The sequence below is a fragment of the Micromonospora sp. NPDC049359 genome (genome assembly GCF_044466585.1).
Taxonomy (GTDB): domain Bacteria; phylum Actinomycetota; class Actinomycetes; order Mycobacteriales; family Micromonosporaceae; genus Micromonospora.
The window spans coordinates 488,256-513,636 of the sequence record NZ_JBITMW010000002.1 but is presented as its reverse complement, the minus strand read 5'-3'; the positions used below and the strand labels follow the sequence as shown (position 1 = coordinate 513,636).

At 70.5% G+C, this 25,381-nt stretch carries 18 protein-coding genes; 12 read left to right on the top strand and 6 right to left on the bottom strand.

The window, feature by feature from the left end; all coding sequences use genetic code 11:
- Positions 1–151 precede the first annotated feature (151 nt).
- The 5 genes from ACIBTX_RS08480 to mmsB all read left to right on the top strand — a co-directional run bounded on the left by ACIBTX_RS08480 (position 152) and on the right by mmsB (position 7,906).
- Complete coding sequence (locus tag ACIBTX_RS08480; RefSeq protein WP_357120392.1) at positions 152–2,287, top strand: family 43 glycosylhydrolase; 2,136 nt, start codon at positions 152–154, stop codon at positions 2,285–2,287.
- 400 nt (positions 2,288–2,687) lie between these two features.
- Entirely contained in the window at positions 2,688–3,683 is a 996-nt protein-coding gene (locus ACIBTX_RS08475; protein WP_357120389.1) for a LacI family DNA-binding transcriptional regulator, read from the top strand.
- Between the two features lie 209 nt (positions 3,684–3,892).
- A complete protein-coding gene (chvE, locus tag ACIBTX_RS08470) occupies positions 3,893–5,038 on the top strand; it encodes a multiple monosaccharide ABC transporter substrate-binding protein (RefSeq protein ID WP_357120386.1) in 1,146 nt (381 codons plus the stop codon).
- Between the two features lie 82 nt (positions 5,039–5,120).
- Complete coding sequence (mmsA, locus tag ACIBTX_RS08465) at positions 5,121–6,659, top strand: multiple monosaccharide ABC transporter ATP-binding protein (protein ID WP_357120383.1); 1,539 nt, start codon at positions 5,121–5,123, stop codon at positions 6,657–6,659.
- Positions 6,656–7,906 (top strand): multiple monosaccharide ABC transporter permease, encoded by a 1,251-nt coding sequence (gene mmsB / locus ACIBTX_RS08460; protein ID WP_357120380.1) that lies wholly within the window; start codon positions 6,656–6,658, stop codon positions 7,904–7,906. Before mmsA ends, mmsB begins: the two co-directional genes overlap by 4 nt.
- A gap of 108 nt (positions 7,907–8,014) precedes the next feature.
- Here mmsB and ACIBTX_RS08455 read toward each other — a convergent pair whose 3' ends face one another.
- On the bottom strand, positions 8,015–9,058 hold the full coding sequence (locus ACIBTX_RS08455) for a hypothetical protein (RefSeq protein ID WP_357120377.1): 1,044 nt from the start codon (positions 9,056–9,058) through the stop codon (positions 8,015–8,017).
- Positions 9,059–9,254: 196 nt separating this feature from the next.
- On the bottom strand, positions 9,255–10,631 hold the full coding sequence (locus ACIBTX_RS08450) for a DNRLRE domain-containing protein (protein WP_357120374.1): 1,377 nt from the start codon (positions 10,629–10,631) through the stop codon (positions 9,255–9,257).
- 224 nt (positions 10,632–10,855) lie between these two features.
- Here ACIBTX_RS08450 and ACIBTX_RS08445 point away from each other — a divergent pair, with 224 nt between their 5' ends.
- The 4 genes from ACIBTX_RS08445 (at position 10,856) to ACIBTX_RS08430 (ending at position 16,083) form a co-directional block, all read left to right on the top strand.
- Entirely contained in the window at positions 10,856–12,130 is a 1,275-nt protein-coding gene (locus tag ACIBTX_RS08445; RefSeq protein ID WP_357120371.1) for an MFS transporter, read from the top strand.
- A gap of 5 nt (positions 12,131–12,135) precedes the next feature.
- The gene (locus ACIBTX_RS08440; RefSeq protein ID WP_396832279.1) at positions 12,136–13,113 is read left to right on the top strand and encodes a hypothetical protein; all 978 of its coding nucleotides are present in this window, start codon (positions 12,136–12,138) and stop codon (positions 13,111–13,113) included.
- A 113-nt stretch (positions 13,114–13,226) separates the two neighbouring features.
- Entirely contained in the window at positions 13,227–14,753 is a 1,527-nt protein-coding gene (locus tag ACIBTX_RS08435; protein ID WP_396832254.1) for an alkaline phosphatase D family protein, read from the top strand.
- A gap of 13 nt (positions 14,754–14,766) precedes the next feature.
- Entirely contained in the window at positions 14,767–16,083 is a 1,317-nt protein-coding gene (locus ACIBTX_RS08430) for a hypothetical protein (RefSeq protein WP_396832253.1), read from the top strand.
- A gap of 37 nt (positions 16,084–16,120) precedes the next feature.
- On the opposite strand, the gene ACIBTX_RS08425 is transcribed toward ACIBTX_RS08430, so the two are convergent.
- The 3 genes from ACIBTX_RS08425 to ACIBTX_RS08415 are packed head-to-tail and all read right to left on the bottom strand — an operon-like array spanning position 16,121 to position 19,855.
- Positions 16,121–16,708, bottom strand: coding sequence for a TetR family transcriptional regulator (locus ACIBTX_RS08425; protein ID WP_357120362.1), 588 nt, complete (start codon positions 16,706–16,708; stop codon positions 16,121–16,123).
- A 13-nt stretch (positions 16,709–16,721) separates the two neighbouring features.
- Positions 16,722–17,414: a hypothetical protein gene (locus ACIBTX_RS08420; protein WP_396832252.1), complete on the bottom strand. Its 693-nt coding sequence runs from the start codon at positions 17,412–17,414 to the stop codon at positions 16,722–16,724.
- Between the two features lie 26 nt (positions 17,415–17,440).
- A complete protein-coding gene (locus ACIBTX_RS08415; protein WP_396832251.1) occupies positions 17,441–19,855 on the bottom strand; it encodes a PEP/pyruvate-binding domain-containing protein in 2,415 nt (804 codons plus the stop codon).
- 95 nt (positions 19,856–19,950) lie between these two features.
- Here ACIBTX_RS08415 and ACIBTX_RS08410 point away from each other — a divergent pair, with 95 nt between their 5' ends.
- From ACIBTX_RS08410 to ACIBTX_RS08400, 3 genes are all read left to right on the top strand, one after another.
- Positions 19,951–20,598 carry a M23 family metallopeptidase gene (locus tag ACIBTX_RS08410; RefSeq protein WP_396832250.1) on the top strand — a complete coding sequence of 216 codons (648 nt, stop codon included), beginning with the start codon at positions 19,951–19,953 and terminating at the stop codon, positions 20,596–20,598.
- A 73-nt stretch (positions 20,599–20,671) separates the two neighbouring features.
- Positions 20,672–20,902, top strand: coding sequence for a DUF2188 domain-containing protein (locus tag ACIBTX_RS08405; RefSeq protein WP_355050424.1), 231 nt, complete (start codon positions 20,672–20,674; stop codon positions 20,900–20,902).
- A gap of 200 nt (positions 20,903–21,102) precedes the next feature.
- Positions 21,103–24,066, top strand: a complete 2,964-nt coding sequence (locus ACIBTX_RS08400) for a fibronectin type III domain-containing protein (RefSeq protein WP_396832249.1) — start codon at positions 21,103–21,105, stop codon at positions 24,064–24,066.
- Between the two features lie 319 nt (positions 24,067–24,385).
- Here the strand turns inward: ACIBTX_RS08400 and ACIBTX_RS08395 are convergent, their stop codons facing one another.
- Positions 24,386–25,369, bottom strand: coding sequence for a hypothetical protein (locus tag ACIBTX_RS08395; protein WP_396832248.1), 984 nt, complete (start codon positions 25,367–25,369; stop codon positions 24,386–24,388).
- Positions 25,370–25,381 lie beyond the last annotated feature (12 nt).

Genomic DNA, 25,381 nt, shown 5'->3' with positions numbered 1-25,381 from the left:
GCGTCCTAACCCCCCGTCGTCGGCATCGTGTGCCGTGACGCCCGGGGCGTGCTGTTAGCGATCACATGGCCGGGCGTGGTCAGCTCGGTGCCCCGCCCGGTGCCGCGGACGCCGGCCCAGACCGCACGGTTCGCGTCAGCAGAGGAGGATCATGCTTTCCATCGGTCGGGTTCCCCGGGGTGCGCCACGCCGGCGCAACTGGCTGTCGAGATTGGCCGTCGCCGCGACGGCACTGGTGGTCGGTGGCGCGGCCGTGGCGGTGGCCGCGGCGCCCGCGTCGGCGGCCACCGTCGACACGAGCGCGTGGTACGTCCTGGTGAACCGCAACAGTGGCAAGGCGTTGGACGTCTACAACCTGGCCACGAACGACGGTGCGCGGATCACGCAGTGGACGCGTAACAACGGCAACCAGCAGCAGTGGCAGTTCGTGGATTCCGGTAGTGGTTACTACCGGGTCAAGTCGCGGTTGTCCGGCAAGGTGCTGGATGTTTCCGGCCGGTCGACGGCCAACGGCGGGGCGATCGTGCAGTGGTCGGACAACAACGGGACCAACCAGCAGTTCCGGCTTGCCGACTCGGACGGCGGCTACGTCCGCCTGGTCAACCGCAACAGCAACAAGGTCATGGAGGTGCAGGGCGCCTCGACGGCCGATGGTGGCAACATCGTGCAGTACGACGACTGGAACGGCACCAACCAGCAGTGGCAGCTCGTCCGCGTCGACGGCGGGGGCAACCCCACTACGCCGCCGCCCACCACGCCGCCCCCCACCACGCCGCCACCGTCGAACGGCACGTTCTCGAACCCGGCCATCTGGCAGGACTTCGCCGACGTCGACATCATCCGGGTGGACAACGTCTACTACCTGACGTCGTCCACCATGCACTACTCGCCCGGCGCACCGGTCCTGCGCTCGTATGACCTGGTGAACTGGGAGTACGCCGGGCACGCCGTGCCCCGGCTCGACTTCGGCTCGAAGTACGACATGAGCGGCGGCAACGCGTACGTCGACGGGATCTGGGCCTCGACGTTGAACTACCGGCCGAGCAACCGTACGTACTACTGGGCCGGGTGCATCGACTTCGCGCAGACGCACATCTACACCGCGTCGGCCGTCGACGGCACCTGGAGCAAGCACACCACCATCCCCAACTGCTACTACGACGCGGGCATGCTGATCGACGACAACGACACCATGTACGTGGCGTACGGCAACACCACGATCAGCGTCGCCCAGCTCTCCGCCGACGGGAAGTCCCAGGTACGCGCCCAGCAGGTGTACCAGACCCCGTCGAGCATCGGCACGCTGGAGGGCGCCCGGTTCTACAAGCGCAACGGGGCCTACTACATCTGGCTCACCCGGCCCGCCAACGGCCAGTACGTGCTGAAGTCGACCAACGGCCCGTTCGGCCCGTACGAGCAGCGTCAGGTGCTGCTCAACCTGCCCGGTCCCATCTCGGGCGGCGGCGTGCCCCACCAGGGCGGTCTCGTGCAGACCCAGAACGGCGACTGGTACTACATGTCGTTCGTCGACGCGTACCCCGGTGGTCGGATGCCGGCCCTGGCGCCGATCACCTGGACCAGCGACGGCTGGCCGGTGCTGCAGACCGTCAACGGCGCGTGGGGCAGCTCCTACCCGAAGCCGAACCTGCCCGCTCCGCCGCGTGCGGTGAAGCCGCTGACGGGCACCGACACGTTCGCCGGCACCACCCTCGGCCCGCAGTGGGAGTGGAACCACAACCCGGACAACAGCCGCTGGTCGGTCAACAACGGGCTGAACCTGCAGACCGCCACGGTGACCGGCGACCTGTACGCGGCGCGTAACACGTTGACGCACCGGATCCAGGGCCCCACCTCCACCGCCACCATCGAGCTCGACTACTCCACGATGCGCGACGGTGACCGCACCGGCCTGGCGGTGCTGCGCAACTCGTCCGCCTGGATCGGCATCAAGCGGGACAACGGATCGACGCGTCTGGTGATGCAGAACGGTCTCACGATGGACGGTAACTGGAACACCACCAGCACCGGCAGCGAGGCGGCGAGCACCGCCATCTCCGGCGGACGGATCTGGTTGCGCGCCAACGCCGACATCAGACCGGGCTCGGGCCGGCAGGCGCGCTTCTCGTACAGCACCGACGGCGTGAACTTCACGTCCTTCGGCAACGCCCTGACACTGGCGAACAACTGGCAGTTCTTCATGGGCTACCGGTTCGCCATCTTCAACCACGCCACCCAGGCGCTCGGCGGCTCGGTCGCGGTCCGCCGCTTCGACCTGACCACACCGTGACGCCGGTCACACAACGAGTGAGGTGACGGCATCGCCCACCCCGCAGGGGGAGGGTTCGTGTCGTCGCAGCAGACCAGTCGCCGCCCTGTTCCACGCTCTGTCCAGGAGCTTGGAGCGGGGCGGCGGCCCGTTGCGGCCACTTCCGACCGAGGGCGACGGCGCGAGGTGCGCGCGGAACTCCGGCGCGACCTGGCACACGCCGTGTCTTCGCGTTCAGCCGTGCCGTGTCCGGGGCGATCGCTGGCGTAGACTGTCGGCGATCCAGCGCTGGTCACCTGCGATTCAGCACCGGCGTGGTGGCTGAGCGAGGGGGATCGGGCCGGGCCGCTCCAGTCAACGTCGACGGGCCGCGGGTCGGGTTGAAGGCGGGGGGAGTGAAATGGCCGTCCACGGTCCCGCGATGACAGACGTCGCTCGTCTGGCCGGTGTCTCCCACCAGACGGTGTCGCGGGTGCTCAACGGGCACCCCAACGTGCGCGAGCAGACCCGGTTACGGGTGCGGGCGGCGATCGCCGAACTCGGCTACCGCCCGAACGGCGCGGCGCGCGCCCTGGTGACCGGCCGGTCCCAGGTCATCGGCGTGGTGGCACAGAACACGACCCTCTACGGTCCGGCGTCGCTGCTGGCCGCCCTGGAGCAGACCGCCGCGGCGGAGGGCTTCGCCGTCAGCGTCGGCAGCGTGCGCGACCTGGACCACCGTTCCATCTCGGCCGCGGTCGAGCGGCACCTGGCGCACCGGGTCGCCGGCATCGTGGTCATCGCGCCGGTGGAGTCGGCCGGCGAGGCGTTAGAGCGGCTACCCAAGGACGTTCCACTGGTGACGGTCGACGGTGACCCGCACCGTCCGGTGCCGTTGGTGACGGTCGACCAGGTGGCGGGCGCGCGGGCGGTGACCGAGCATCTCCTCGACGCCGGGCACCGCACGGTGTGGCACGTGTCGGGGCCGTCCGACTGGTTCGACAGCGCCGGTCGTATCGAGGGCTGGCGTGCGGCGCTGCTCGCCGCGGGGGTGGAGCCACCGCCCCTCATGCACGGGGACTGGTCGGCGGCGTCGGGCTACCGGTGCGGGCAGATGCTCGCCCGGATGCCGGAGGTGACCGCCATCTTCACGGCCAACGACCACCTCGCCCTGGGGGTGCTGCGGGCGCTGCACGAGTTCGGGCGCAAGGTGCCGGCCGAGATCAGCGTCGTGGGTTTCGACGACGTGCCGGAAGCGGCGTACTTCATCCCGCCGCTGACCACCGTCCGACCGGATTTCGACGCGGTGGCGCGGGCGAGTCTGCAGATGTTGCTGACCCAGATCGAGTCGGGCAACGGCAATGGCGGCGGCGCCCTGCGCCAGACCATCGCGCCGACACTTGTCGCCCGCGACAGTGTCGCTCCGCCGCGCCGCTAAGCGCGTCGATGCCTCGTGACCTGCGCCAGCCGCTCAACTGTCGGGAGGGGTTGCGCGAGGTCGTGCGGGTGAGGAAGTCTCCGTTACGAGACCGTGACACCGGTATTTCGGATCAGGTGTTGACGTGCCCTATGTGAGCGCTAACACTACCCGAAAGATGACAGGTGGCCCCGGCGGTCGGCGGGGGGAATCGGGAGAGGAGACGGCCCGTGAGCAGGAAATTCCTGGTTGCTCTCGGTAGCGCGGCGTTGGCGTTGAGCCTGGCGGCGTGCAGTGGTGGAGGCGCCGGCAGCGGCGACAACACCAGCGACAAGAAGCCGGGGGACCTGACGATCGGCGTCGCGATGCCGACGCAGACCTCGGAGCGGTGGATCGCCGACGGCAACGCGGTGAAGTCGAAGCTGGAGTCCAAGGGTTACAAGGTCGACCTGCAGTACGCGGGCGACGACATCCCGACCCAGTCGCAGCAGGTCGACCAGATGATCACCCAGGGCGCGGACGTCCTGATCATCGCGGCCATCGACGGCACGGCGCTCAGCGGTCAGCTGCAGGCCGCCGCCGACGCGAAGATCCCGGTCATCTCGTACGACCGGCTCATCCGCGGCAGCAAGAACGTCGACTTCTACGTCAGCTTCGACAACTACAAGGTCGGCGTGGCGCAGGCCACCGCGCTCCTGGTCGGGCTCGGCCTGCAGAACAAGGACGGCTCGAAGGGCACGGCCAAGGGTCCGTTCAACATCGAGCTGTTCGCCGGCTCGCTGGACGACAACAACACGCAGTACTTCTTCGGCGGCGCGATGGACACCCTCAAGCCGTTCATGGACGCGGGCACGCTGAAGGTGAAGTCGAAGCAGACCACCAAGGAGCAGGTGGCCACCCTGCGTTGGCAGCAGGAGACCGCGCAGAAGCGCATGGAGGACCTGCTCACCTCCAGCTACAACGACGGCTCGGTCGTCAACGGGGTCCTGTCGCCGTACGACGGCATCTCCCGGGGCATCATCACCGCCCTGCAGAACGCGGGCTACAGCGCTACCGGCAAGAAGAAGCTGCCCGTGGTGACCGGCCAGGACGCCGAGATCGCCTCGATCAAGCTGATCAACGACGGTGTGCAGAACTCGACCGTCTTCAAGGACACCCGCCTGCTGGCCGACCAGGCCGCGAACGCCGCCGAGGCGTTCCTGCAGGACAAGACGCCGCAGGCCAACGACAGCGAGACGTACAACAACGGCGTCAAGGTCGTTCCGTCGTACCTGCTGCCGATCGCGACCGTCTACAAGGACGACATCAAGGCGACGCTGATCGACTCCGGCTACTGGACGGCGGAAGAGGTCGCCGCCGGTCAGGCCAAGAAGTAGGTCACCTCGTCGGGCTCGGCGGGCGACCGCCGGGCCCGACGCCGTGATCGAGCAACGTCCAGACCGACAGAGGACAGTGACCATGGACGACACCATCCTCGAGATGCGTCGTATCACGAAGACCTTCCCCGGAGTGACCGCGCTGGAGGATGTCAACCTCGCGGTACGTCGGGGAGAGATCCACGCCATCTGCGGCGAGAACGGCGCCGGCAAGTCCACCCTCATGAAGGTGCTCTCCGGCGTCCACCCATCCGGCTCGTACGACGGCGAGATCCTCTTCGACGGCAAGCCGATGCAGTTCCGGGGCATCCGGGACAGCGAGGCCAATGGCATCGTCATCATCCACCAGGAACTCGCCCTGGTGCCCTACCTGTCGATCGCCGAGAACCTCTTCCTGGGTAACGAGCGCCGGGGCCGCAGCGGCCTGATCGACTGGAACAAGGCCAACGCCGAGGCGGCGGAGCTGCTGGCGTCCGTCGGGCTGCACGAGAACCCCGTGACCCCGGTGATCCAGCTCGGCGTCGGCAAGCAGCAACTCGTGGAGATCGCCAAGGCGCTGTCCAAGAAGGTGCGCCTGCTCATCCTGGACGAGCCTACGGCCGCCCTCAACGACGTCGACTCGGCGCACCTGCTCGGCCTGCTCCGGCAGCTCAAGGAGCGGGGCATCACCTGCATCATGATCTCGCACAAGCTCAACGAGATCACCGCGATCGCCGACTCGACCACCGTCATCCGGGACGGTCGTACGGTGGAGACCCTGGACATGCGCGCCGACGACGTCAACCAGCAGCGCATCATCCGGGGCATGGTCGGCCGCGACATCGAGAGCTTCTACCCCGACCGCGAATCGTCGCCCGGCGAGGAGGTGCTGCGGATCGAGGACTGGTCGGTGCGGCACCCGACCCAGGAGCGGATGGTCGTCGAGGACGTCAACCTGTCGGTGCGCGCCGGCGAGGTGGTCGGCATCGCAGGGCTGATGGGCGCGGGCCGGACCGAGTTGGCGATGAGCGTCTTCGGCCGCTCCTACGGCCGCGACATCAAGGGCAAGCTCTTCATGCACGGTCGCGAGGTCAACGCCCGCAACGTCGCGGAGGCCATCGACAACCGCATCGCGTACGTCACCGAGGACCGCAAGCGGTACGGCCTGAACCTCATCGACGACGTCCGGCGCAACGTCTCCGCCGCCGCCCTGGACCGGCTGGCCAAGTACGGCTGGGTGAACGGCAACGAGGAGATCAAGGTCGCCGAGTCGAGCCGGCGGGACATGAACATCAAGACGACGAGCGTGATGGCGGTGGTCGGCAAGCTCTCCGGCGGCAACCAGCAGAAGGTCGTGCTGTCGAAGTGGCTCTTCACCGACCCGGACGTGCTGATCCTGGACGAGCCGACGCGCGGGATCGACGTCGGGGCCAAGTTCGAGATCTATACGATCATCAACCGGCTGGTGGCCGCCGGCAAAGCGGTGATCGTCATCTCCAGCGAGCTGCCGGAGCTGCTCGGAATGTGTGACCGCATCTACACCCTCGCCGCGGGCCGGATCACCGGTGAGAAGCCGGTGAGCGAGGCAACCCAGGAGAGCCTCATGGAGCTGATGACAAAGGACAAGGAGCTCGTCGGATGACCAGCATCAAAACCCCTTCGACGGAGCGCCCGACACCGTCGGACACCGCCCCGGCCGCCGCTCTGCACACGGGGACGAGCGACCTGCGGGCCCTGGTGCTGAACAACCTCCGGCAGAGCGGGATCTACGTCGCCCTGGTCGTCATCCTGGCGCTCTTCGCGGTACTGACCGACGGGGTGTCACTGAGCCCCGGCAACATCACCAACATCGTCCTGCAGTACTCGTACATCCTGGTCCTCGCGATCGGCATGGTCATCCTGATCATCGGCGGGCACATCGACCTGTCGGTGGGTTCGGTGGTCGCGCTGACCGGCGCGGTGTCCGCCGTCCTCGTGATCCAGCAGGGGCACCCGTGGTGGCTGGGTGTCCTCGCGGCGCTGGCCGTCGGCATCGCGGTCGGCGCGTGGCACGGCTTCTGGGTGGCGTACGCCGGCATCCCGGCGTTCATCGTGACCCTGGCCGGCATGCTGCTGTTCCGGGGTCTCACCCTGCGGGTGCTCGACAACATCTCGCTGTCGCCGTTCCCGTCCGAGTACCAGAAGGTGGCGGCGGGCTTCCTCAACGGCCTGCTCGGCGGTAACGGCTTCGACGCCTTCACGTTGTTGATCGGCGCGATCGCCGTGGCCGGGTACGCGGTGAGCGGCTTCCGCACCCGCCTGGCGCGCATCCGCTACCAGCAGCCGGTCGAGTCGTTCCCGCTGTTCGTGGCGCGGGTCGTCCTGGTGGGCGCGGTCATCATGTACTTCGCCTGGCAGCTGGCCCACGCCCGGGGCCTGCCGATCGTGCTGATCATCCTGGCGGCGCTGGTGCTGGTCTACGGTCTGCTCACCCGGCGGACGGTCTTCGGCCGTCAGGTCTACGCGATCGGCGGCAACCTCTCGGCGGCGGCGCTGTCGGGCGTGAAGGTCCGCACCGTCAACTTCTGGATGTTCGTCAACATGGGCTTCCTCGCGGCCGTGGCGGGCGTCATCTACTCGTCGCGGTCCAACGGCGCGCAGCCCGCGGCCGGCAACATGTTCGAGCTGGACGCGATCGCGGCGGCCTTCATCGGCGGCGCGGCGGTCACCGGCGGCGTGGGCACCGTGGTCGGCGCGATGGTCGGTGGTCTGATCATGGCGGTGATGAGCAACGGCATGCAGCTGATGGGCGTCGACCAGTCGACGCAGTCGGTGGTGAAGGGGCTCGTCCTGCTCGTCGCCGTCGCGTTCGACGTCTACAACAAGCGCCGGGCGGCCGGCACCCGCTGATGCCCTGACCGCACGCACGTGTGCCCCCGCCCATCTCGAGGGCGGGGGCACACGTCGCTCGGTCGCCGAACCCCGTCACAGACTGGGCTGTGAGCCCACGCGGTCAGGTCATCGCCGGCGCCGTGCACCCCGCCGTCTGGCACCATGCTGCTGGCTGGTCGTAGTTTCGTCGGCGATGGACTCGCCCGCCGGGCCGCCGACCGACCGGCTGTTCGCCTGCCCCGACCATTGGCCCTCGGGGTAGAACTGGACGCTCGGAAATGTGTCGGCCGTGTGCTGCTGCCGGGCGTGATACGCCTGCCACGCCATCGCGTGCTCGCCAAATCCCGCATCACTCAGGATGTTCATGGCCTCCTGTGCTACCTGCGCATTCCTCGCGGTGGTGGAGAAGTGTTGTGCGCCGTGCGGGTTGGAGTCGGTGTAGACCCCGCCGCTGAGTGTGTTCGCCAGCCTGTCGACTGTTTGGTCAGGTAGATCGTTCCGGGTGGGCGTCGTCTGCCAGCCCAGGTCGGACACCCCGCGCACATCGCGCTCGTTCGTGTACAGGAGGACATTGACATCAGATGACATTAGGTGGACATCATCGAGGCTCCGGGTCGCCGCTTGGCGCGCCTGGCCGAAATCCGGGTGCTGCACACCACGCGTTCTCGCCTCATCGATCGCCCCGGTGGCGATCCGGTTTATGTTCAGAAAAGTATTGATAGAGTTGATCGCATCCCTCGACTGCGCCGCTTGAAGGGTCACGATATTCTCGTTGTACGGTGAGTCGCCTTGGTGAGAGTTCCACCGCTCCCCAGCCATGTTGAGTAAGCGGACGGACGTCTCCATCGCAGAGGCCGCCCGCTCGATTCCTGCGACGCTCTCCGCCAACCTTGCCGCGGCGTCGTTCAATAGATCGTTGCTGAGGTCGGGACGCTCCAGGATTTGCGTGGCGTCTTCCGGAAGGTGTCTGACGTTGTTGAACTCGGCAATGGCCTGCTGGCTGAGGTTTACGGCCATGGCCAGCTGCCGGGTCACGTCAATGTTCTCCCAGAGAGCGACCATTGTGTCTCGTGGGCTGACGTCGGGATTGCGATTCCGGGTGTCGACGACACTTCCCTGCCCGTCGTACTGGAACCAGCTCTGGTTGTACTCTTCCCATGGTGCCGCCACTGGTAGACCTCCCGGTTAGGTGTCCTGATCGGTACCGAGGTACTACGGGGTGGCCCGGCGACGGTTCAACCGGCTCTTGGACAACTTTGGGCCTGTTTGCCGCAGGTCACGGCATTGTCGGGCAGGCGCTGGTCACGGCGGTGCTGAGGTACGGAGAATCCCGCTGCGCCGCGAACGGCGCAGCGGGATCGGGCCGTCAGTGGCAGTTACCGGTGCCGCTGTCGGCGTAGGTCTGGCCGGCGACCGGCACGAACTGCCAGTCGTAGCTGCCGGAGTGCAGGGTGAACTTCAGAACCCCCCAGGCGGAGCTGTTGCGCGCCTCGCTGTTGGGCTGGATGGTGCCGAAGCCGTAGTGGTCCGCGCCGCCCATGCCGGCGACGAAGCTGCGCATGCCCCGGCTGGCGTCGTAGCTACCGGACGGGTTCATCGGGCCGAACCGCTCGTACACGTGGTTGTGGCCCCACACCACGACGTCGGCGTTGTAGTCGTAGAGCGCCTGGTACAGCGGGCGCGTCGACGTGGACGGCGCGTGGTCGGAGCTGGACGTGAAGAGCGGGTGGTGCCAGTACGCGATCGTGCACGGCTTGCTGCTGGCCGCGAGGTCGGCGCGCAGCCACTGCTCCTGGGCGGAGCCGGCCGACATGCTGATGTTCGAGTTCAGCGACACGACGTGCCAGTTGCCGAGGTCGTAGGAGTAGTAGCCCCGGCCGCTCGGGCCGGCGGTCGTACCGAAGTAGTTGTAGTAGCCGGTGGCGCCGGACGTGTTGTAGTCGTGGTTGCCTGGCGACGGGCGGGTGCGGCTCTTGTGCCGGCCCCAGGTGGGCTCGTAGTAGCTGGCGAACTGCGTCGCGGTGCCGCTGTCGTAGACGTTGTCGCCGGTCGTGAAGACGGTGCCGGAGATGTTGTCGAGCAGCGCGGCGGTGGCCGTGTCGCCGGAGCCGGAGGTGGCGATGTCGCCGGCCCCGACGAGGACGGGGTCACCGGACGGCGGCGTCGTGGTGCCGGTCGTGACCACCAGCTGCGGTGCGTCGCCGCCACTCTCGCGGGTGTCGTAGTACGCGCCGTCGCCGCTGGTCGAGGTGGCGCCGAAGCTGTACGTGCCGTTGCCGGTGACCGCGGCGGTGACGTCGACCTCGTACCAGGTGTTGCCGGCGACCGCGCCGAGCGAGGAGAGGGTGGCCCCGTCGATGGCCGGCTGGTTGTTCCAGGTGGTGCCGGTCTCCGACCAGGTGGTGCTGGACATCCTCCGGAACGTGCCGCCGGCGTCGCTGCCGCTGTTGCCGCTGATCGTGCGCAACCGCAGCTTGGCGCTGGTCACTGTGCCGCTGACGCCGCTCACCGTGAAGCGCAGGAACATCCGCCGGGCGGGCGAGTTGTCGACCACGACCTGCGTGGACGTGCCGTAGTTGGTGGATGCCGTGTCGCTCTGGACGTAGGTGTCGGCGACCGGCGTGAACGTCACGCTCGCCGCGGCGGCCGTGCCCGAGCCGGTCAGGACGACGGCGGCGGTGGCGGCGACGAGCACCGCGACCGTACCGACCGTCACCGGTGGGCGGGCGATTCGAATGTCCATCCAGGACCCCTTCGTTTGCGGGTGTAGAGCGCAAGGAACGTAGGAAGGTCGATGAACCGGCGCACTGCCGCCAGGTGAACAGTACGCTCAGACAGTGAAACATCTCGATGTTTGCTGGATGTTCACCCACCGCACGCCTGCCCGCAGCCCGTGCTCTCTTGTGGCCCTTCGCGCCGGATCGTCACGATGGCTGACCGTCGCCCACCGATGTCCAGGAGATGCGCGTGTACCTGTCGACCGTCTCCCGTCCGGTCGCCGACCCACCCGGGCCGCGCCGCCGCCGGCTCGCCCTGGTCAGCGGCAACGTGGTCGCGCTCGGCACGGTCAGCCTGATCACCGACGTCTCGGCCGAGATGGTGGCCGCCGTCCTGCCGCTCTACCTGGTGCTGGGCCTGCAACTCAGCCCGGTGGCCTTCGGTGTGCTCGACGGCGTCCACACCGGCGCGACCGCGCTGCTGCGGGTCGTCGGCGGCTTCGCGGCCGACCGGTTCCGGAGGCGCAAGCTCGTCGCCGGTGTCGGTTACGCGCTCTCGGCGGTCGCCAAGCTCGGGCTGTTGCTCGCCGGCCGGTCGGTCCCCGCCATCGGCGCGGTCATCGCCGTCGACCGGCTCGGCAAGGGCGTGCGCAGCGCGCCCCGGGACGCGCTGATCACGCTCTCCACCCCGCCCGAGGCGCTGGGTCGGGCGTTCGGGGTGCACCGGGCCATGGACAGCGTCGGCGCGTTCCTCGGGCCGCTCGCCGCGTTCGCCGTCCTGCTGGCCGTCGGCCAGTCGTACGACGCGGTCTTCGTCACCAGCTTCTGCGTCGCCGCGCTGGCGGTCGTCGTGCTCGTGCTGTTCGTCCGGGAGCGCCCGAGCGGCGAGCCCGCCGACGCGCCGGACGAGCCCCGGGTCTCCGTCGGCGAGGCGTGGGGCCTGCTGCGCAGCCGGCCGGCCCGTCGGCTGCTGCTGGCCGCGACGATGCTCGGCCTGGCCACCATCGGCGACGGCTTCGTCTACCTGGTGCTGCAACGCCGCGAGGACCTGGGCCTGCGGTGGTTCCCCCTGCTGGCGGTGGGCACCAGCCTCGCCTACCTGCTGCTCGCCGCCCCGCTCGGTGTCCTGGCCGACCGGGTCGGGAGGCTGCCGGTCGTGGTGGGCGGCTACGTCGCCCTCGGCGCGACCTACCTGCTGCTGGCCGGGCCGTTGCACGGCTGGCCGGCGCTCGTGCTCACGCTGGCGCTCTACGGCGGGTTCTACGCGGCCACCGACGGCGTGCTCATCGCGCTCGCCGGACCGGTGCTGCCACCGCGGCTGCGGACCACCGGGATCGCGCTGGTGCAGACCGGGCAGGCGCTCGCGTACCTCGTCTCCTCGGTCGTGTTCGGTCTGGCCTGGCAGGCCTGGGGGCCGCGGACGGCGGTCCTCGCGGCGGCCGTGGCCGTCGCCGGTGTCCTGGTGGTCACCGTGCTCCTGCTGGCTTCCCCGTCCCGTCTGATCCCTCGGAGGGTGTCCTCGTGACCGCGATGTCGACCCGGGCCAAGCTCGGTGTGGTGGCCGCCTCGGCGGTGCTGTTGGCCAGCGGGGCGGTGGGCTACGCGGCCCTCGCCGCCGAGCCGCCCCGGACCCCGCCAGCGGCCGCCGCCGGGGACCAGGCGGTCGCGCTGACGCCGGGCCCGCGCCTGCTGGCCGTCACCGACCGGCACGTCTCCAGCGTCGCCACCGCCGACCCCGCCGGGCCGCGTACCGTCTCGGGTCTGGAATGCCTGCGGGTGTACGCGGCGGCCGGCACCGGCGTCTGCCTGAAGCCGGATACCGCGTGGTCGTACCAGGTGGTGGTGCTCGACGCGGCGCTGAACCAGAGGCGGACGCTGAGCGTGCCGGGCCTGCCCAACCGGGCCCGGGTCTCGGCGTCGGGCCGGATGGTCTCCTGGACGACGTTCGTCGGGGGCGACTCCTACACGGCGAGCGGCTTCTCCACCCGCACCGGCATCCTCGACACCGTCACCGGGGCGACCGTCCCGTCGTTGGAGGGGTTCGCCGTCACGCGGGACGGCCGCGCCTACCGCAGCCCGGACGTCAACTACTGGGGCGTCACCTTCACCGCCGACGACAACCGGTTCTACGCGACCATGTCGACCGGCGGCAAGCGCTACCTGGTACGCGGCGACGTGGCCGCCCGGACCGTGGCGACGCTGCGGGAGAACGTCGAGTGCCCGTCGCTGTCGCCCGACGGCACCCGGATCGCCTTCAAACAGGCGATCGACGCGGACCCCAGGAAGGGCTGGCGGCTGTCCGTGCTCGACCTGGCGTCCGGGCGGATCACCGCGACGGCGGAGACCGCCAGCGTGGACGACCAGGCGGCCTGGCTCGACGACGCGACGCTGGCCTACACGCTGCGCCAGAGTGACGGCCGGCCGGACGTGTTCGGCGTCCCCGCCGACGGCTCCGGCAGGCCGAAACTGCTGATCCCCAACGCCGAGTCGCCGTCGCCGCTGACCTGACGACCCGGTCGCGAGGCACGACACCTGACGGCCTTGACGCGGCCAACGTCCCGTCATGTCGGCTTCCGCGCCACAGCCTTAGCTGTTCATCGACGGCCTCGAAGGTATTGACCATGACAAGGCTCAGTCGTCGCATCTTCGTCCTCGGTGGACTCGCCGCCGCCGGCGCCGCGGTAACCCCCGGGCAGACTGCCCGCGCCGCGGCGCCGTACCCCTTCAAACTCGGTGTGGCGTCGGGTGATCCGGCCGCCGACAGCGTGGTCCTGTGGACCCGACTGGCGCCGTCACCGCTCAACGCGGACGGGCAGGGCGGCATGGCCGACGCTGACGTGACGGTCGAGTGGCAGGTGTCCACCACGGACCGCTTCTCGTCGCTGGTCGCGTCCGGCTCGGTGGTCGCCCGGTACGCCGACGCCCACTCGGTGCACGTCGTCGCGGGCGGCCTGGCGGCCGACTCCGACTACTACTACCGATTCCGGGCCCAGGGGCAGATCTCCCCGGTGGGGCGTACCCGGACCGCACCGGCGGCGGGCACGTTCGGCCGCGACCTGGTCATGGCGTTCGCCTCCTGCGCGCACTACGAGGCCGGCTACTACACGGCGTACCGGCGGATGGCCGAGGAGAACCCGGGGCTGATCCTGCACCTGGGCGACTACATCTACGAGGGCGGCGTCAACACCTCGGCGGTGCGCCAGCACGTGGGCGCGGAGATCGTGTCGCTGGCCGACTACCGCCGCCGGTACGCCCTCTACAAGTCCGACCCGGACCTGCAGGCGGCGCACGCGGCGGCGCCCTGGCTGGTGGTGCCGGACGACCACGAGGTGGAGAACAACTACGCGAACATGGTCCGCGCCGACAGCAGCCCGACGCTGACCGCCGCCCAGTGGACCGCCCGGCGCACCGCCGCGTACCGCGCCTACTACGAGAACATGCCGCTGCGACCGGCCTCCGCGCCGAGTGGCAACAGCATCGGACTCTACCGCCGCGTGCGGTGGGGGCAGCTCGCCACCTTCCACATGCTCGACACCCGGCAGTTCCGCGACGACCAGGCGTGCGGCGACGGCTGGAAGGTCTGCGCGGACGCCGACCTAACCTCCCGGTCGCTGACCGGCGCGACCCAGGAGGCGTGGCTGCTCGACGGGCTGGCCCAGCACTACGGCACCTGGGACATCCTCGGCCAGCAGGTGTTCTTCGCCCGCCAGTTCGAGGCGAGCGGGGCGGCCAACATGGACGCCTGGGACGGCTACCGGGCCTCGCGCAGCCGCATCCAGACCGGCTGGCAGCAGCGCGGCGTGCGCAACCCGCTCGTCCTCACCGGCGACGTGCACAAGTCCTGGGCCAACGAGCTGAAGGCCGACTACGCCAACCCGTCGTCGGCCACCATCGGCACCGAGCTGGTCTGCACCTCGATCACCTCGACGGGCAACGGGACCGGCAGCACCACCATCCCGAACGCGGCGACCAACCCGCACCTGAAGTTCTACTCCGACCGGCGCGGCTACGTCCGTACGACGATCAGCCGCAGCCAGGTCCGCGCGGACTTCCGCGCGGTGAACACGGTGACCGAGCACGGCGCGGCCGCGTCGACGGTGCGCTCGTTCGTCATCCTCGACGGCCAGCCCGGCCTGCAGGCCGGGTAGAAGGAGCACCCTGATGACCGCACTCACGACACTGCTCGCCGCGTCCCTGCTGCTGCCGACCGCCGTGGCGCCCGCTCCGAAGGCCATGACCGCCGACGCGATCACCTGGACCACCGCCAACAGCGTGGCGACCGGCGACCAGGACCTGCCCGCCATCGCCATGAACCGCGCCGGGCAGGTCGCGGTGGCCTGGGAGGACGACCGGGACAGCACCGCGCCCGAGGACGACACCCACAGCGAGATCTACCTGCGCCTGTTCCGCGACGGCACGCCCGGCTACGAGCTGAAGCTCTCGACCGGCGGCACCAGCGGGGCCGCCTGGCGACACATCAGCCCCGACGTGGGGCTCGACGACCGGGGCAACGCCGTGGTCGTCTGGGCCGCCGACGGTGACGGCAACGGCGTCTACAACATCCAGTACCGGGTGGTGTCGCCGGCCGGCGCGATCCTCGGTTCCGGGCAGGCCAACGCCAGCGACGCCGGCCAGCAGATCTGGCCGAAGGTGGCCGTCGACCCGGACGTCGCGCCCACCAGCGCGGCCGTCGGCTTCGCCGTCGTCTGGGAGGACGTGCAGGGAACCGCGCCGGCCACCGTCAAGGCCGCCGGCTTCACCGGCCCCACCACCAAGGGGTACGAGGTGACGGCCTCCCAGACGACCGGCAGCCACCACCGCCCCGACGTGGCGGTGTCCGCCTCCGGCGAGGCGCTGGTGGTCTGGGACGAGGACGCCGACGCGAACGGGTCGTACAACATCGGTCTGACCCGGTTGGCGCGCGCGAACGGCGCGGTGGTGCTGTCCCGGCGTACGGCCAACGCGCAGAGCGGCGGCCAGCAGCGGCGGGCATCGGTCGCGTCGACCTACTCCGGTGACTTCGCCGTCGGTTGGGAGTCGGACCACACCGGCACGAAGGGCGTCTGGGCCCGCTCGTTCACCGCGGCCGGCGCGGCCCGCCACGACGAGGTCCAGGTGTCCACCGGGACCGGTGCCGTCGCCCCCGGCGTCGGCGTCGACGACGAGGACAACGTCGTGGTGGGCTGGACGGTGTCCGGCGCCAACCCGGACGTCTGGGCGCGTGGCCTCAACCCGGACGGCAGCAGCACGGGTCGGCTGGCGGCGCAGGCGTTGAGCCAGACCACGACCGGCCGCCAGGAAGACCTGGCCATCGCCGCGTCCCCGTGGGGCGAGGTGAGCCTCTGCTACACCGACGACAACGACGGCAACGGCTTCGACCAGGTGCTCCTCGGTCTCGGGGCGACGAACTCGACCTGGCTGATGACCGCGGAGGAGTTGCGCCAGCGCAAGGCGCGGGCTGCCGCTCGGGTGGGCTGAGCGGAGTGCGAGGGACGGGCCGTGACTCGACGTCGGGTCACGGCCCGTCGGTCGTGCGGGTTCCGCCGAAGAGCAGGTCCAGCTGGGCGTCCAGGGCGGCGAGGGCCTGCTCGGCGGTGTACTGCCCACCGAGCAGGTAGACGCCGAGCCCTTCCATCAGCGCCAGCAGGCCGGCCGCGGCGGCCACGTCGTTGGTGGGCAGGACGCTGGCGACGAAGGCGGTGAGCTGCGCGGTGCCCTCGCGCAGACCGGTCGCGGCCGTCGGGCGCACCGCCGTGTAGGCGAGGAACGCGAGCGCCACCCGACCGTCGTCGCGGGTGTGCGCGTCGAGCGGCAGGAGCGCGGCGATGATCGTACGCAGCAGCAGCCGGGGCGCGGGGGCCTCGCCGAGTCGCGCCACCGCCTCGGTGACCCGGATCTGGCTGCGTTCGCGGACCACGCTCAACGCGAACGCCATCATCTCGTCCTTGGTGCGGAAGTAGTGCTGGACCATTCCGGCGGACACGCCCGCCTCGGTGGCGACGTGACGGAGGCTGACGGCTTCCAGGCCCTGATCCGCGGCGACCCGCATCAACGCGTCCGCGATGAGGGTGCGGCGCTGCTGGTGATCGACCTTCTTGGGCATGGCCTCGATCGTTTCACAGCGGGTGGCCGGGAGCCGCCGTCGCGCGGCGGTCAGTCTCCGGCGCGGGCGTGCCCCGGGCGCTGCGCAGCAGGCCGTCGGGGTCGTCGGCGTACAGTCGCAGCTCGTCCATCGGCGCGGACCGACCGCGGGGCAGGTCGAAGGTGGTCGGCCGACGCAGCAGTACGTCGATGCTCGTCTGGCTGCCGACCGAGATGTGCAAAATCTGGCGCGCACCCTCCTGCTCGACCTGGATGGACCTGCTCGACGGCAGGGAGCGGTGCCGTTTGCGCAGCGCGGCGACATCCGACCACGGGATCCAGATGTCGATGCCGGAGCTGTTGCGTACCCGCAGCCCGGTGTCGGCGACGATGTGCGGGTGGATGGTCATGCTCGCCCAGAGGCCAACCATCCAGAGCAGACCCCAGATGCCGAGGCCGAGCACGATCCAGCGGGCCGGCCGCCAGGGGACCACGTGGCTGACGATCAGGTCGAAGATCGGGATCTCGACGGCCGACAGGGCGATGAAGATCCCGAGGATCGGCTTGACCACGCCGAGGTAGCCGAACGGCTCGTCGCCCGGCCCGAGCGGCAGGGGACGGCGACGCGCCCACAGGTAGAGGCTGCGCCACACCGCCGCCTCGGTCACGACCGCCCGGCGCAGCAGCGGCCCGACGGCCGCCCTGGTCGGCGTCCTCGTCTCGGTCATCGTCGTCCTCGGGGTCAGGTGGGTGGTCAGTGGACGGTCACGGCGCCCGCGCCACCGTCGACGGTGACGAGTTGACCCGTGGTGATCGTTCGGGTGGCGTCGGGCACGCAGATGACGGCGGGGATGCCGTACTCCCGCGCCACCGTGGGGCCGTGCGCCATGATCGCGCCCGTCTCGCTGACCAGGGCGGCGGCGGTGAGGAACAGCGGGGTCCAGCCGGGGTCCGTGGTCGCGGTGACCAGGACGTCGCCGGGCTCGACGTGGGCGGTGGCCGGGTCGTGCACGACGCGGGCCGGGCCGGTGACCCGACCCGCGGACGCTCCCACGCCGACGAGCGTCCCGTCACCGCCGGGTACCCGTGCCAGGACGGTCTCGACGTCGGTGCCGTCGGACAGCAGGGCCACCGGCACCGACCGGCGACGCAGCTCGCGGCGGTGCGCGGACCGCCGGGACGCGACGACGTCGCGCTGGTCGACACCCTGGTGTACGGCGACACACACCTCGTCGAGGGTCAGGAACATGATGTCGTCGCGCTGGTCCAGCAGCCCGGCGTCGGTCAGGTCGGCTCCGATCAACAGCAACTGTCGACGGGTCTCCCGCAGTGGGTACAGCCCGGCGAACTTGCCGGCCTCGCGCAGGCCCGCCAGCGAGCGGGCGCGACCCAGCAGGAAACCGGCGATCCGGCCGCGTACCGGCCGCTGTCGGCGGGCCCGCGCGACGAGGTCTCTCAGCGCCGTCTCGGCCGTCGCGGCGGCACGGCGGAAGCGCTGGTCGGGGCCCTGCTCCGGGTCGGTGACCCGGAGATAGTTGGCGAGCGCGGCGAAGACCGGTGTGGGGTCCTCGGCCCAGCGCGGCACCCCGAGGTCGACCTCGGCCGCACCGCGGTGCCCGTACGCGTCCAGGAAGTCGGCCATGCCGATGTCGGGCAGCGCTCCGCGCAGGTGACGGGCGGCCAACTCGTCCGGTGGTGTGTCGAGCAGCAGTCGCCGGTGCTCACCCACGCCCTGGGCGAGTCGCCACAGCGCCAGGTCCATCTCGATGGTGACGTTGTGTGGCATCCCGCCGAGCACGGCGTGGATCTCGTCCGGACCGGCGATGCCCTTGAGCAGCGGGGACGGCAGCGCCGTGGCGAGCATGCCGGCGACGATCGGCCACATGATGGCGTCGCTGTGGTCGGTGTCGTCGCGCGCCTCGACGAAGCGCAGTCGCTCGGCGGTGGTCCGCAGGTCGTCGGGGGCCACCGAGCGGGCTCGGAGCTGATCGATCGCCTCGAACAGCCGAATGCGTGCCGTGTCCGGGCGGGCCAGGGCACGCCCGATTCCCACCGCCGCCCGGCCGGCGGTCCGTAGTGACGCCGCCCGCTGTGCCGTGCCGCGCCCGCCGCTGGTCGGGGCGAATCGCGGATCGGCCAGGACGTGCCGCATCACGGCCTGCGCCCGGGGGCCGAAGTCGACCGCCATGAGCTTGACCAGTCGTCGCCGGGACGACCTGCTCCGGGCCAGGTCGGTCAGGTCGCCGTAGAGGCGGCCGCCGATGTCGACGATCTCCACCCGGACGCCGAGCGCCGCGAGCGTCGCGGTGATCTGCGCCCGCAGGGTCGCCATGCCCATCGGGGTGACCGGTCGCAGCATGCCCTGGACGTGGCCGAACTCCAGGAAGACGCGGGGGAGGGGCTTGCCGGTGGCCGGCGGCAGGGGAAACAGGCTGGTGATCGGGCGTGACTGCAGCAACCACAGCACGTCGTCCGCGTCGATCGCCCACTCCACGTCCTGCGGGCAGCCGAAGTGCCCGGCCAGCCGCTCGCCGGCCGCCCGCAGCCTCTCCAACTGCGCGGACGTCAGGCACCCGGTGTCGTCCCGCGCGACGCCGTCGAGGACGTAGTGGTCCACGGCCGTGCCGCCGTCCACGACGGTGGTGCCGAGTCCCGGCGCGGCGTCGACCACCATCTCGTCACGCCGACCGGTCAGCGGGTTGGCGGTGTAGAGCACCCCCGCCACCGTGGGCGTGACCATGCGTTGCACGACGACGGCCATCGCCAGCTCATGCTGGTCGATCTCGTGGGCCTCGCGGTACGCGGTCGCGCGGTCACTGTGCAGGGAGTCCCAGCACTTCTCGACGGCGGCGACCAGTTCCGCCGCGCCGGTGACGCCCAGGACGGTGTCCTGCTGCCCGGCGAAGCTGGCGTCCGGCAGATCCTCGGCGGTGGCGCTGGAGCGTACGGCCACCGGGCCGGCCCCGAGCCGCTCGTACGCCGCGATGATCTCCGCCACCGGTACGACGCCGTTTCGGTGGGCCTCGGTGGTGACGCAGAACCCCTCGGGTACGCGTTCGCCGTGCCGGATCAGCGCGCCCAGCCCGGCTGCCTTCCCGCCGACCAGGTCACTCATCTCGGCGGTCACCTCGGACAACGCGAGCACGTACACGCCGACCCCCAGTTGCAATACGACTGCATTGCATCCACCGTAGCGCGTTGACGATGCAACTGCAACGCATCGCCGCTGGTCGAGGATTGCCGACATCTGCCATGCTCGGGCCGGTGACGACCGGCCGCCCCACCAGAGTCCGCACCCACCGCCGCCCCCGCCGGCGAACCCTCGTCATCCTGCTCGCGCTCGTCGCGGCGGCGGCCGTCGCCGGCGTCGCCGTGGTCGTCGTGCCGATGCTGCGACCGGCCGGTCCCCGCCCGCTCTTCCAGATGCCCGTCACCTGCGGGGAGACCTGGCAGCTCAGCACCTACCCCGGCCACGACGACTACGACGTCGACTTCTTCCCCATCGAGGGCGAGTCGTGGGGGCGTCCCGTCCTCGCCTCCTACGGCGGCACCGTCACGGTGGCCGGCATCAACGGCTCGCTGGGTGGGCGTACGCCGGAGAACCCGGAAGGGCCGCGCGGACGTGGCGGTGGCTACTGGGTGAAGATCGACCACGGCGGCACCTGGGAGACGCAGTACCTGCACCTACTCGAACCGCCGCTGGTCACGGTCGGTCAGAAGGTCACCCAGGGCGAGCAGATCGGTCGGCTCGGCAGCACCGGCAACTCGGGCGCTCCGCACCTGCACTACGAGCAGCGCCGAGGTTGGGACAAGGTGGAGACCCACTTCGACGGCACGCCGTCGGGCATCACGACCGACGAGGAGGAGCAGATTCTCCGCCGGGTGAGCAACAACTGTCCGGCCGTCTCCTGAGGACGGCGGTTTGCCCGCCCCCGCTCAGGGCACTGAAGAGGACGACCGCGCAGACGCAGGGGAGGAGCTGGCGATGACCAAGGGCGATGTCGACACGTACCAGGAGAACGGCCAGTGGAAGAACCGCCCGGAGGGCAACGACCGGGCCAGCAGCACGCATGACACCAAGGCCGACGCGCAGGAACAGGGCCGCGAGATGGCCGCCGACCGGGGCGTCGAGCACGTGATCAAGAAGCAGGACGGCACGATCGGGGAGAAGAACACCTACCCGCGCAGCCGCGACCCCCGCGACATCGCGGGCTGATCACCCCACCGCCTGCGGACCGGCCCCCTCGGTGTGACCGAGTGGGGCCGGTCCGCTTCCGTATGGGCTTCGCCGGCTTCCGCGTACCCAGAGTATTGGGGGCTTTTGGGGTATAGAGTCCCTTTTGGGATTGGAGTGACCAGCGGAGGATGGACGTGGCGTTTCCAGGACTGTGTCGTCCGATGGGCACCCTGGCTCTCGTGGCCGCCGTGACCGCGGGGGCGCTGACGCTCACACCGCTACCGGCGTCGGCCGTCGGGTCCGTCCTGTTCGACCAGCCCTTTCACAACAACACCGCGAACGGCATCGGCCCGGTGACGGTGCCGGGCGTGCCCACCGCCGGTGGGACCAATGCCGCCTGCCTCAGCGCGGCCGGCAACACGACCACCGGCCCGCTACTGAGCTGCACCACCTCCACCGACCCGCAGGGCGCTGGCAAGCTGCGCCTCACCCCCGCCACCGTCAACCGCCAGGGCGGGGTGTTCGGCGCGGTCAGCGTTCCCACCTCGCAGGGTCTGCACCTCACCTTCAACACCTACCAGTACGGCGGCTCCAACCCGGGCGCGGACGGCCTCGCCTTCGCGCTGGCCGCTGTCGATCCCGCCAACCCCAGGTCCCCGGCGACCCTCGGTCAGACGGGCGGTTCGCTGGGCTACTCGGCGGCGTTCAACGGCGTGTCGGCGGGTCTGTCCAACGGCTACCTGGGCATCGGGCTGGACGTCTTCGGCAACTTCAGCAGCAGCACCTACCAGGGCACCGGCTGCACCAACCCGCCCTACATCTCGACCACCGGCGGGAAGGTCCCCGGGCAGGTAGTGGTCCGCGGTCCGGGCCGCAACGGCGTCGGCTACTGCGCGATCAACAGCACCGCCAGCAGCACCTCGGCCCCCGCCCTGGCGCTGCGGGCCAGCACCCGGGCCGCGTCCGTGGTACCGGTCGAGGTCGTCATCAACACCACCGCCTCGCCGTACACCACCGACACCGGCATCACCACGCCCGCCGGCCAGTACCAGGTCAGGTTCACCCCCGTCGGAGGGTCCGCGCGAACCCTGACAGGCGCCCTCCCCGTGGTGTCGCCGAGCCTGTACCCGTCGCCGACCTGGCTGAACGCCAGCGGCTACCCACGGCAACTCGCCTTCGGCTGGGTGGGCTCGACCGGATCGGTCACCGACTTCCACGAGATCGACGAGGCCCGGACGGTCAGCTTCAACCAGGTGCCGGACCTGAACGTGTCGCAGACCAGCGCGGTCGCCGCCTCCCCGCAGCCCGGCGACCCGGTCACCTACTCCATCACGGCGGGGGTCGACGCCGGGACCCCCGAGACGGCGCCGATCTCGGTCACCCAAACCGTCCCCACCGGTGTCACGCCGCGCGGCGCGTTCGGCTCCGGCTGGGTCTGCGGCGCGCCGTCCGGACAGACCATCACCTGCACCAACAGCAACGGCCCGTTCGCCGGCGGGACATCGCTGCCGCCGATCACGGTCGTGGCGTCCGTCACCGGCACCGGTGTGACGCCGACGCTGATCCAGACCGCGACCGTGGCAACCTCGTCGTCCATCGACGCGAACCCGGGCTTCTCCAGCACCGCCACGCCCGTCGCGCCGGACGCCGCGCCCAGCGGCGTCACCGTCACGCCGGCCCAGAGCGCGATCACCGGGGGCATCGCCGTCACCGTCGGCGGCAGCAACCTCACCGGAGCGACCGCGATCACCATCGGTACGCCCGCCGAACAGCAGGCCGGCACGTCGGTGCTGCTGCTGCCCTGCACCTCCGGACCGGCGGCCGGCTGCTTCACCGTGAATCAGGACGGCACCCTCGGCATCTCCTCGATGCCCGCCCGCTCCAGCGCGGCGACGGTCACGGTCAGCGTCGTCACCCGAGGCGCCGCCGGGTCGGCGAACTACGTCTACGCCTCGGCGCCCGCCACGCCGGCCACGCCGACCGCCGTCGCGGGTGTCACCAGCGCCACCGTGAGCTGGACCGCGCCGGCGAGCAACGGCAGCCCGATCACGGCGTACCTCGTCACCCCGATCCGGGACGGCGTCACCCAACCGACCCTCTCCTTCGACGCCTCCACGACAAGCCGCACACTGACCGGGCTGACCGCCGGCTCCTCGTACGCCTTCCGGGTCGCCGCGGTGAACGCGTACGGCACCAGCGCGGCCAGCCCGGTGTCGGCGGCGGTGGTGCCGTACACCCTGCCGGGCGCGCCGACGATCACTTCGGTCACCGGGGGGACGACCGCCGCCAGGCTGAGCTGGACGACCCCGGCCAACGGCAGTTCGCCCATCACCGGTTACACGGTGACGCCCTACCTCAACGGAGTGGCGCAGGCCCCCCAGACCTTCAGCGGGACCGCCACGATCCAGGTCGTCACCGGACTGACCGGCGGCGCCACCTACACCTTCCGGGTGGCCGCGATCAACGCGGCCGGTACCGGCCCCCAATCGGCCCCCTCCGCGCCGGTGGCGGTCAACCCGCCGCCGACCCTGAACTTCGCGCCGCCGCCGCCGGGCAAGGCGTACGTGCCGTACCAGTACCAGCTCACGGTGACCGGCGGCACGAGTCCCTTCGTCTGGTCGGTCAGCTCCGGAAGCCTGCCCCCCGGCCTGAGCCTCGACCCGGTCACCGGCCTGCTCGCCGGCACACCGACGGCGTCCGGCACGTTCCCGTTCACCGTGCGGGTGACCGACTCGTTCGACCAGTCCGACACGAGGGCTGCGCAACTGGTCATCAGTCCGCTCGGCGGGCTCTCCATCAGCGTCCCGACGATCTCCCCACTCGGCACCGTCACCTCGGATGCGACAGGTGTCTCGGGTCAACTCGGCCCGGTCACCGTCACCGACGACCGTGGCCCCTTCTCCGGACGGTGGGTCAGCGTCGTCTCGACCACGAACTTCACCACCGGTTCCGGCACGTCGGACGAGACCATTCCGAACAGCAACATCACGTACGCCTCGGGGCCAGCCCTCGCCACCACCGGTGACGGGACGTTCCTCCCGCAGCCCGGCGCCGTACTGGACACGCCGCGCACGGCCGCCGGCTGGTCCGGCCAGACCGGCGGCGCGAACGCCGCCACCTGGAATCCGACGCTTGTGGTGCGGCTTTCGAACGGGCTGGTGGTCGGAGACTATGTGGCGGTCGTGACGCACTCGGTCATCTAGGTGTTCTGTCCAGAGAGGTTGGGGACGCGGCGGTCGACGGCGCCGACGAGACGTTCTCACGACACCATGCCGGGTGACCGACCTGTCCGACGCGTTCGCCGAGAAGCGCTGGGACGCGCGGGTCGGCACGACGCGCCACGCGTGCCTCCGGGTGACGCCTCGTCAGATAGCGGCGTGAGATCGTCGGCCGTGACCTGCCGCGTGCCGGCAGCCGGTGGCCTGTTGCGTGCCAACCGGTGGCCGGTCTGAAGCTGCTCCGAGAGGACGTCGCCCGGCCGTTCCAGTACGGGAACGGCCGGGCGACGTCGAGCGTTGGTGGTCAGGCCAGCCGGGTCCGTTGCCGGCGGACGAGGTGCCAGCCACCGAGGCTGACCAGGACCAGCGCGGCGAGCCCGCCGACGGCGTAGACCAGCCAGCCTGGCCCGGTGGCCGTCGTGACCGCCATCGGCGCGGCGACGGGCAGGACGATCGTGCCCGTCGCGGTGCGCTCGACGGTGCCGCTGGCGAATGTCGCGTGCACCTCCCAGGTGCCCGCGGGCAACGACTGGTTGACCTCGACGCGGACCTGGCCGCTCTGGCCGGGCAGGATCGTCACGCCGTTCGTCACCTTGAACGGTCCGGCCTGCACCGCCGCCTTGCGCAGCGACAGCGTGCCGGTCATGTCCAGGGCGCGCTGGCCGGTGTTCGTGATTTTGGCGGACACTACGGGAAACTCGCCGGTTCCGGGCTCCGCGGTCAGTCCGTCGATGCGGAAGTCCGTCGGTGGCTCACCGCCGGGGCCGACGTCCAGGTAGACCCGGATGCCGACCCGGTGGATCTGCGTGACGTTGCCGCCGCGCTCCTTCGAGCTGGTGACCTGTGCCCAGATCGCGGCGTACCGCTCACCCTTGGACGCCTTGCTCGGGACGGCGATCTCGACCTCGACCGGTCGCCGCTCGCCCGGGTCCAACTCCAGCCTGGCGGTCTTGAGCCGGATCCATCCGCTGAGCTCGTTGCCCGTACGCCCCTCGGGCACGGCGAAGGCGTTCTTCTCCACCGACGCCGCCCCGGAGTAAAAGTCGATCTTCTGCGTCTCGTCCGAGGTGTTCTGCACCTCGACCCGACGGTGGATCGTCGTGCCCGGCTTCAGGTGGTCCACGATGTAGACCTGGGCACGGGGGTCCTGCACCCGACTGGCGGGGATGTCCAGCACGCGGATGCTGATCGCGGCATCGTCGGCGGGTTCCTGTCGCTGCTCCCGCGCGGCAACGGCTGGTGCCGCCGACACCCCGAGCGCCACGAGGGCGACCGAGGCCAGCAACACCAGCCGGCCGAG

What these genes read in the sequence shown, in the direction of transcription:
- ACIBTX_RS08480 (WP_357120392.1), top strand. Translation starts at nt 152, where the DNA reads ATGCTTTCCATCGGTCGGGTTCCCCGGGGTGCGCCACGCCGGCGCAAC.
- ACIBTX_RS08475 (WP_357120389.1), top strand. Translation starts at nt 2,688, where the DNA reads ATGACAGACGTCGCTCGTCTGGCCGGTGTCTCCCACCAGACGGTGTCG.
- ACIBTX_RS08435 (WP_396832254.1), top strand. Translation starts at nt 13,227, where the DNA reads ATGACAAGGCTCAGTCGTCGCATCTTCGTCCTCGGTGGACTCGCCGCC.
- ACIBTX_RS08450 (WP_357120374.1), bottom strand. Translation starts at nt 10,631, where the DNA reads ATGGACATTCGAATCGCCCGCCCACCGGTGACGGTCGGTACGGTCGCG.
- ACIBTX_RS08440 (WP_396832279.1), top strand. Translation starts at nt 12,136, where the DNA reads ATGTCGACCCGGGCCAAGCTCGGTGTGGTGGCCGCCTCGGCGGTGCTG.
- ACIBTX_RS08430 (WP_396832253.1), top strand. Translation starts at nt 14,767, where the DNA reads ATGACCGCACTCACGACACTGCTCGCCGCGTCCCTGCTGCTGCCGACC.
- ACIBTX_RS08425 (WP_357120362.1), bottom strand. Translation starts at nt 16,708, where the DNA reads ATGCCCAAGAAGGTCGATCACCAGCAGCGCCGCACCCTCATCGCGGAC.
- mmsA (WP_357120383.1), top strand. Translation starts at nt 5,121, where the DNA reads ATGGACGACACCATCCTCGAGATGCGTCGTATCACGAAGACCTTCCCC.
- ACIBTX_RS08405 (WP_355050424.1), top strand. Translation starts at nt 20,672, where the DNA reads ATGACCAAGGGCGATGTCGACACGTACCAGGAGAACGGCCAGTGGAAG.
- mmsB (WP_357120380.1), top strand. Translation starts at nt 6,656, where the DNA reads ATGACCAGCATCAAAACCCCTTCGACGGAGCGCCCGACACCGTCGGAC.
- ACIBTX_RS08420 (WP_396832252.1), bottom strand. Translation starts at nt 17,414, where the DNA reads ATGACCGAGACGAGGACGCCGACCAGGGCGGCCGTCGGGCCGCTGCTG.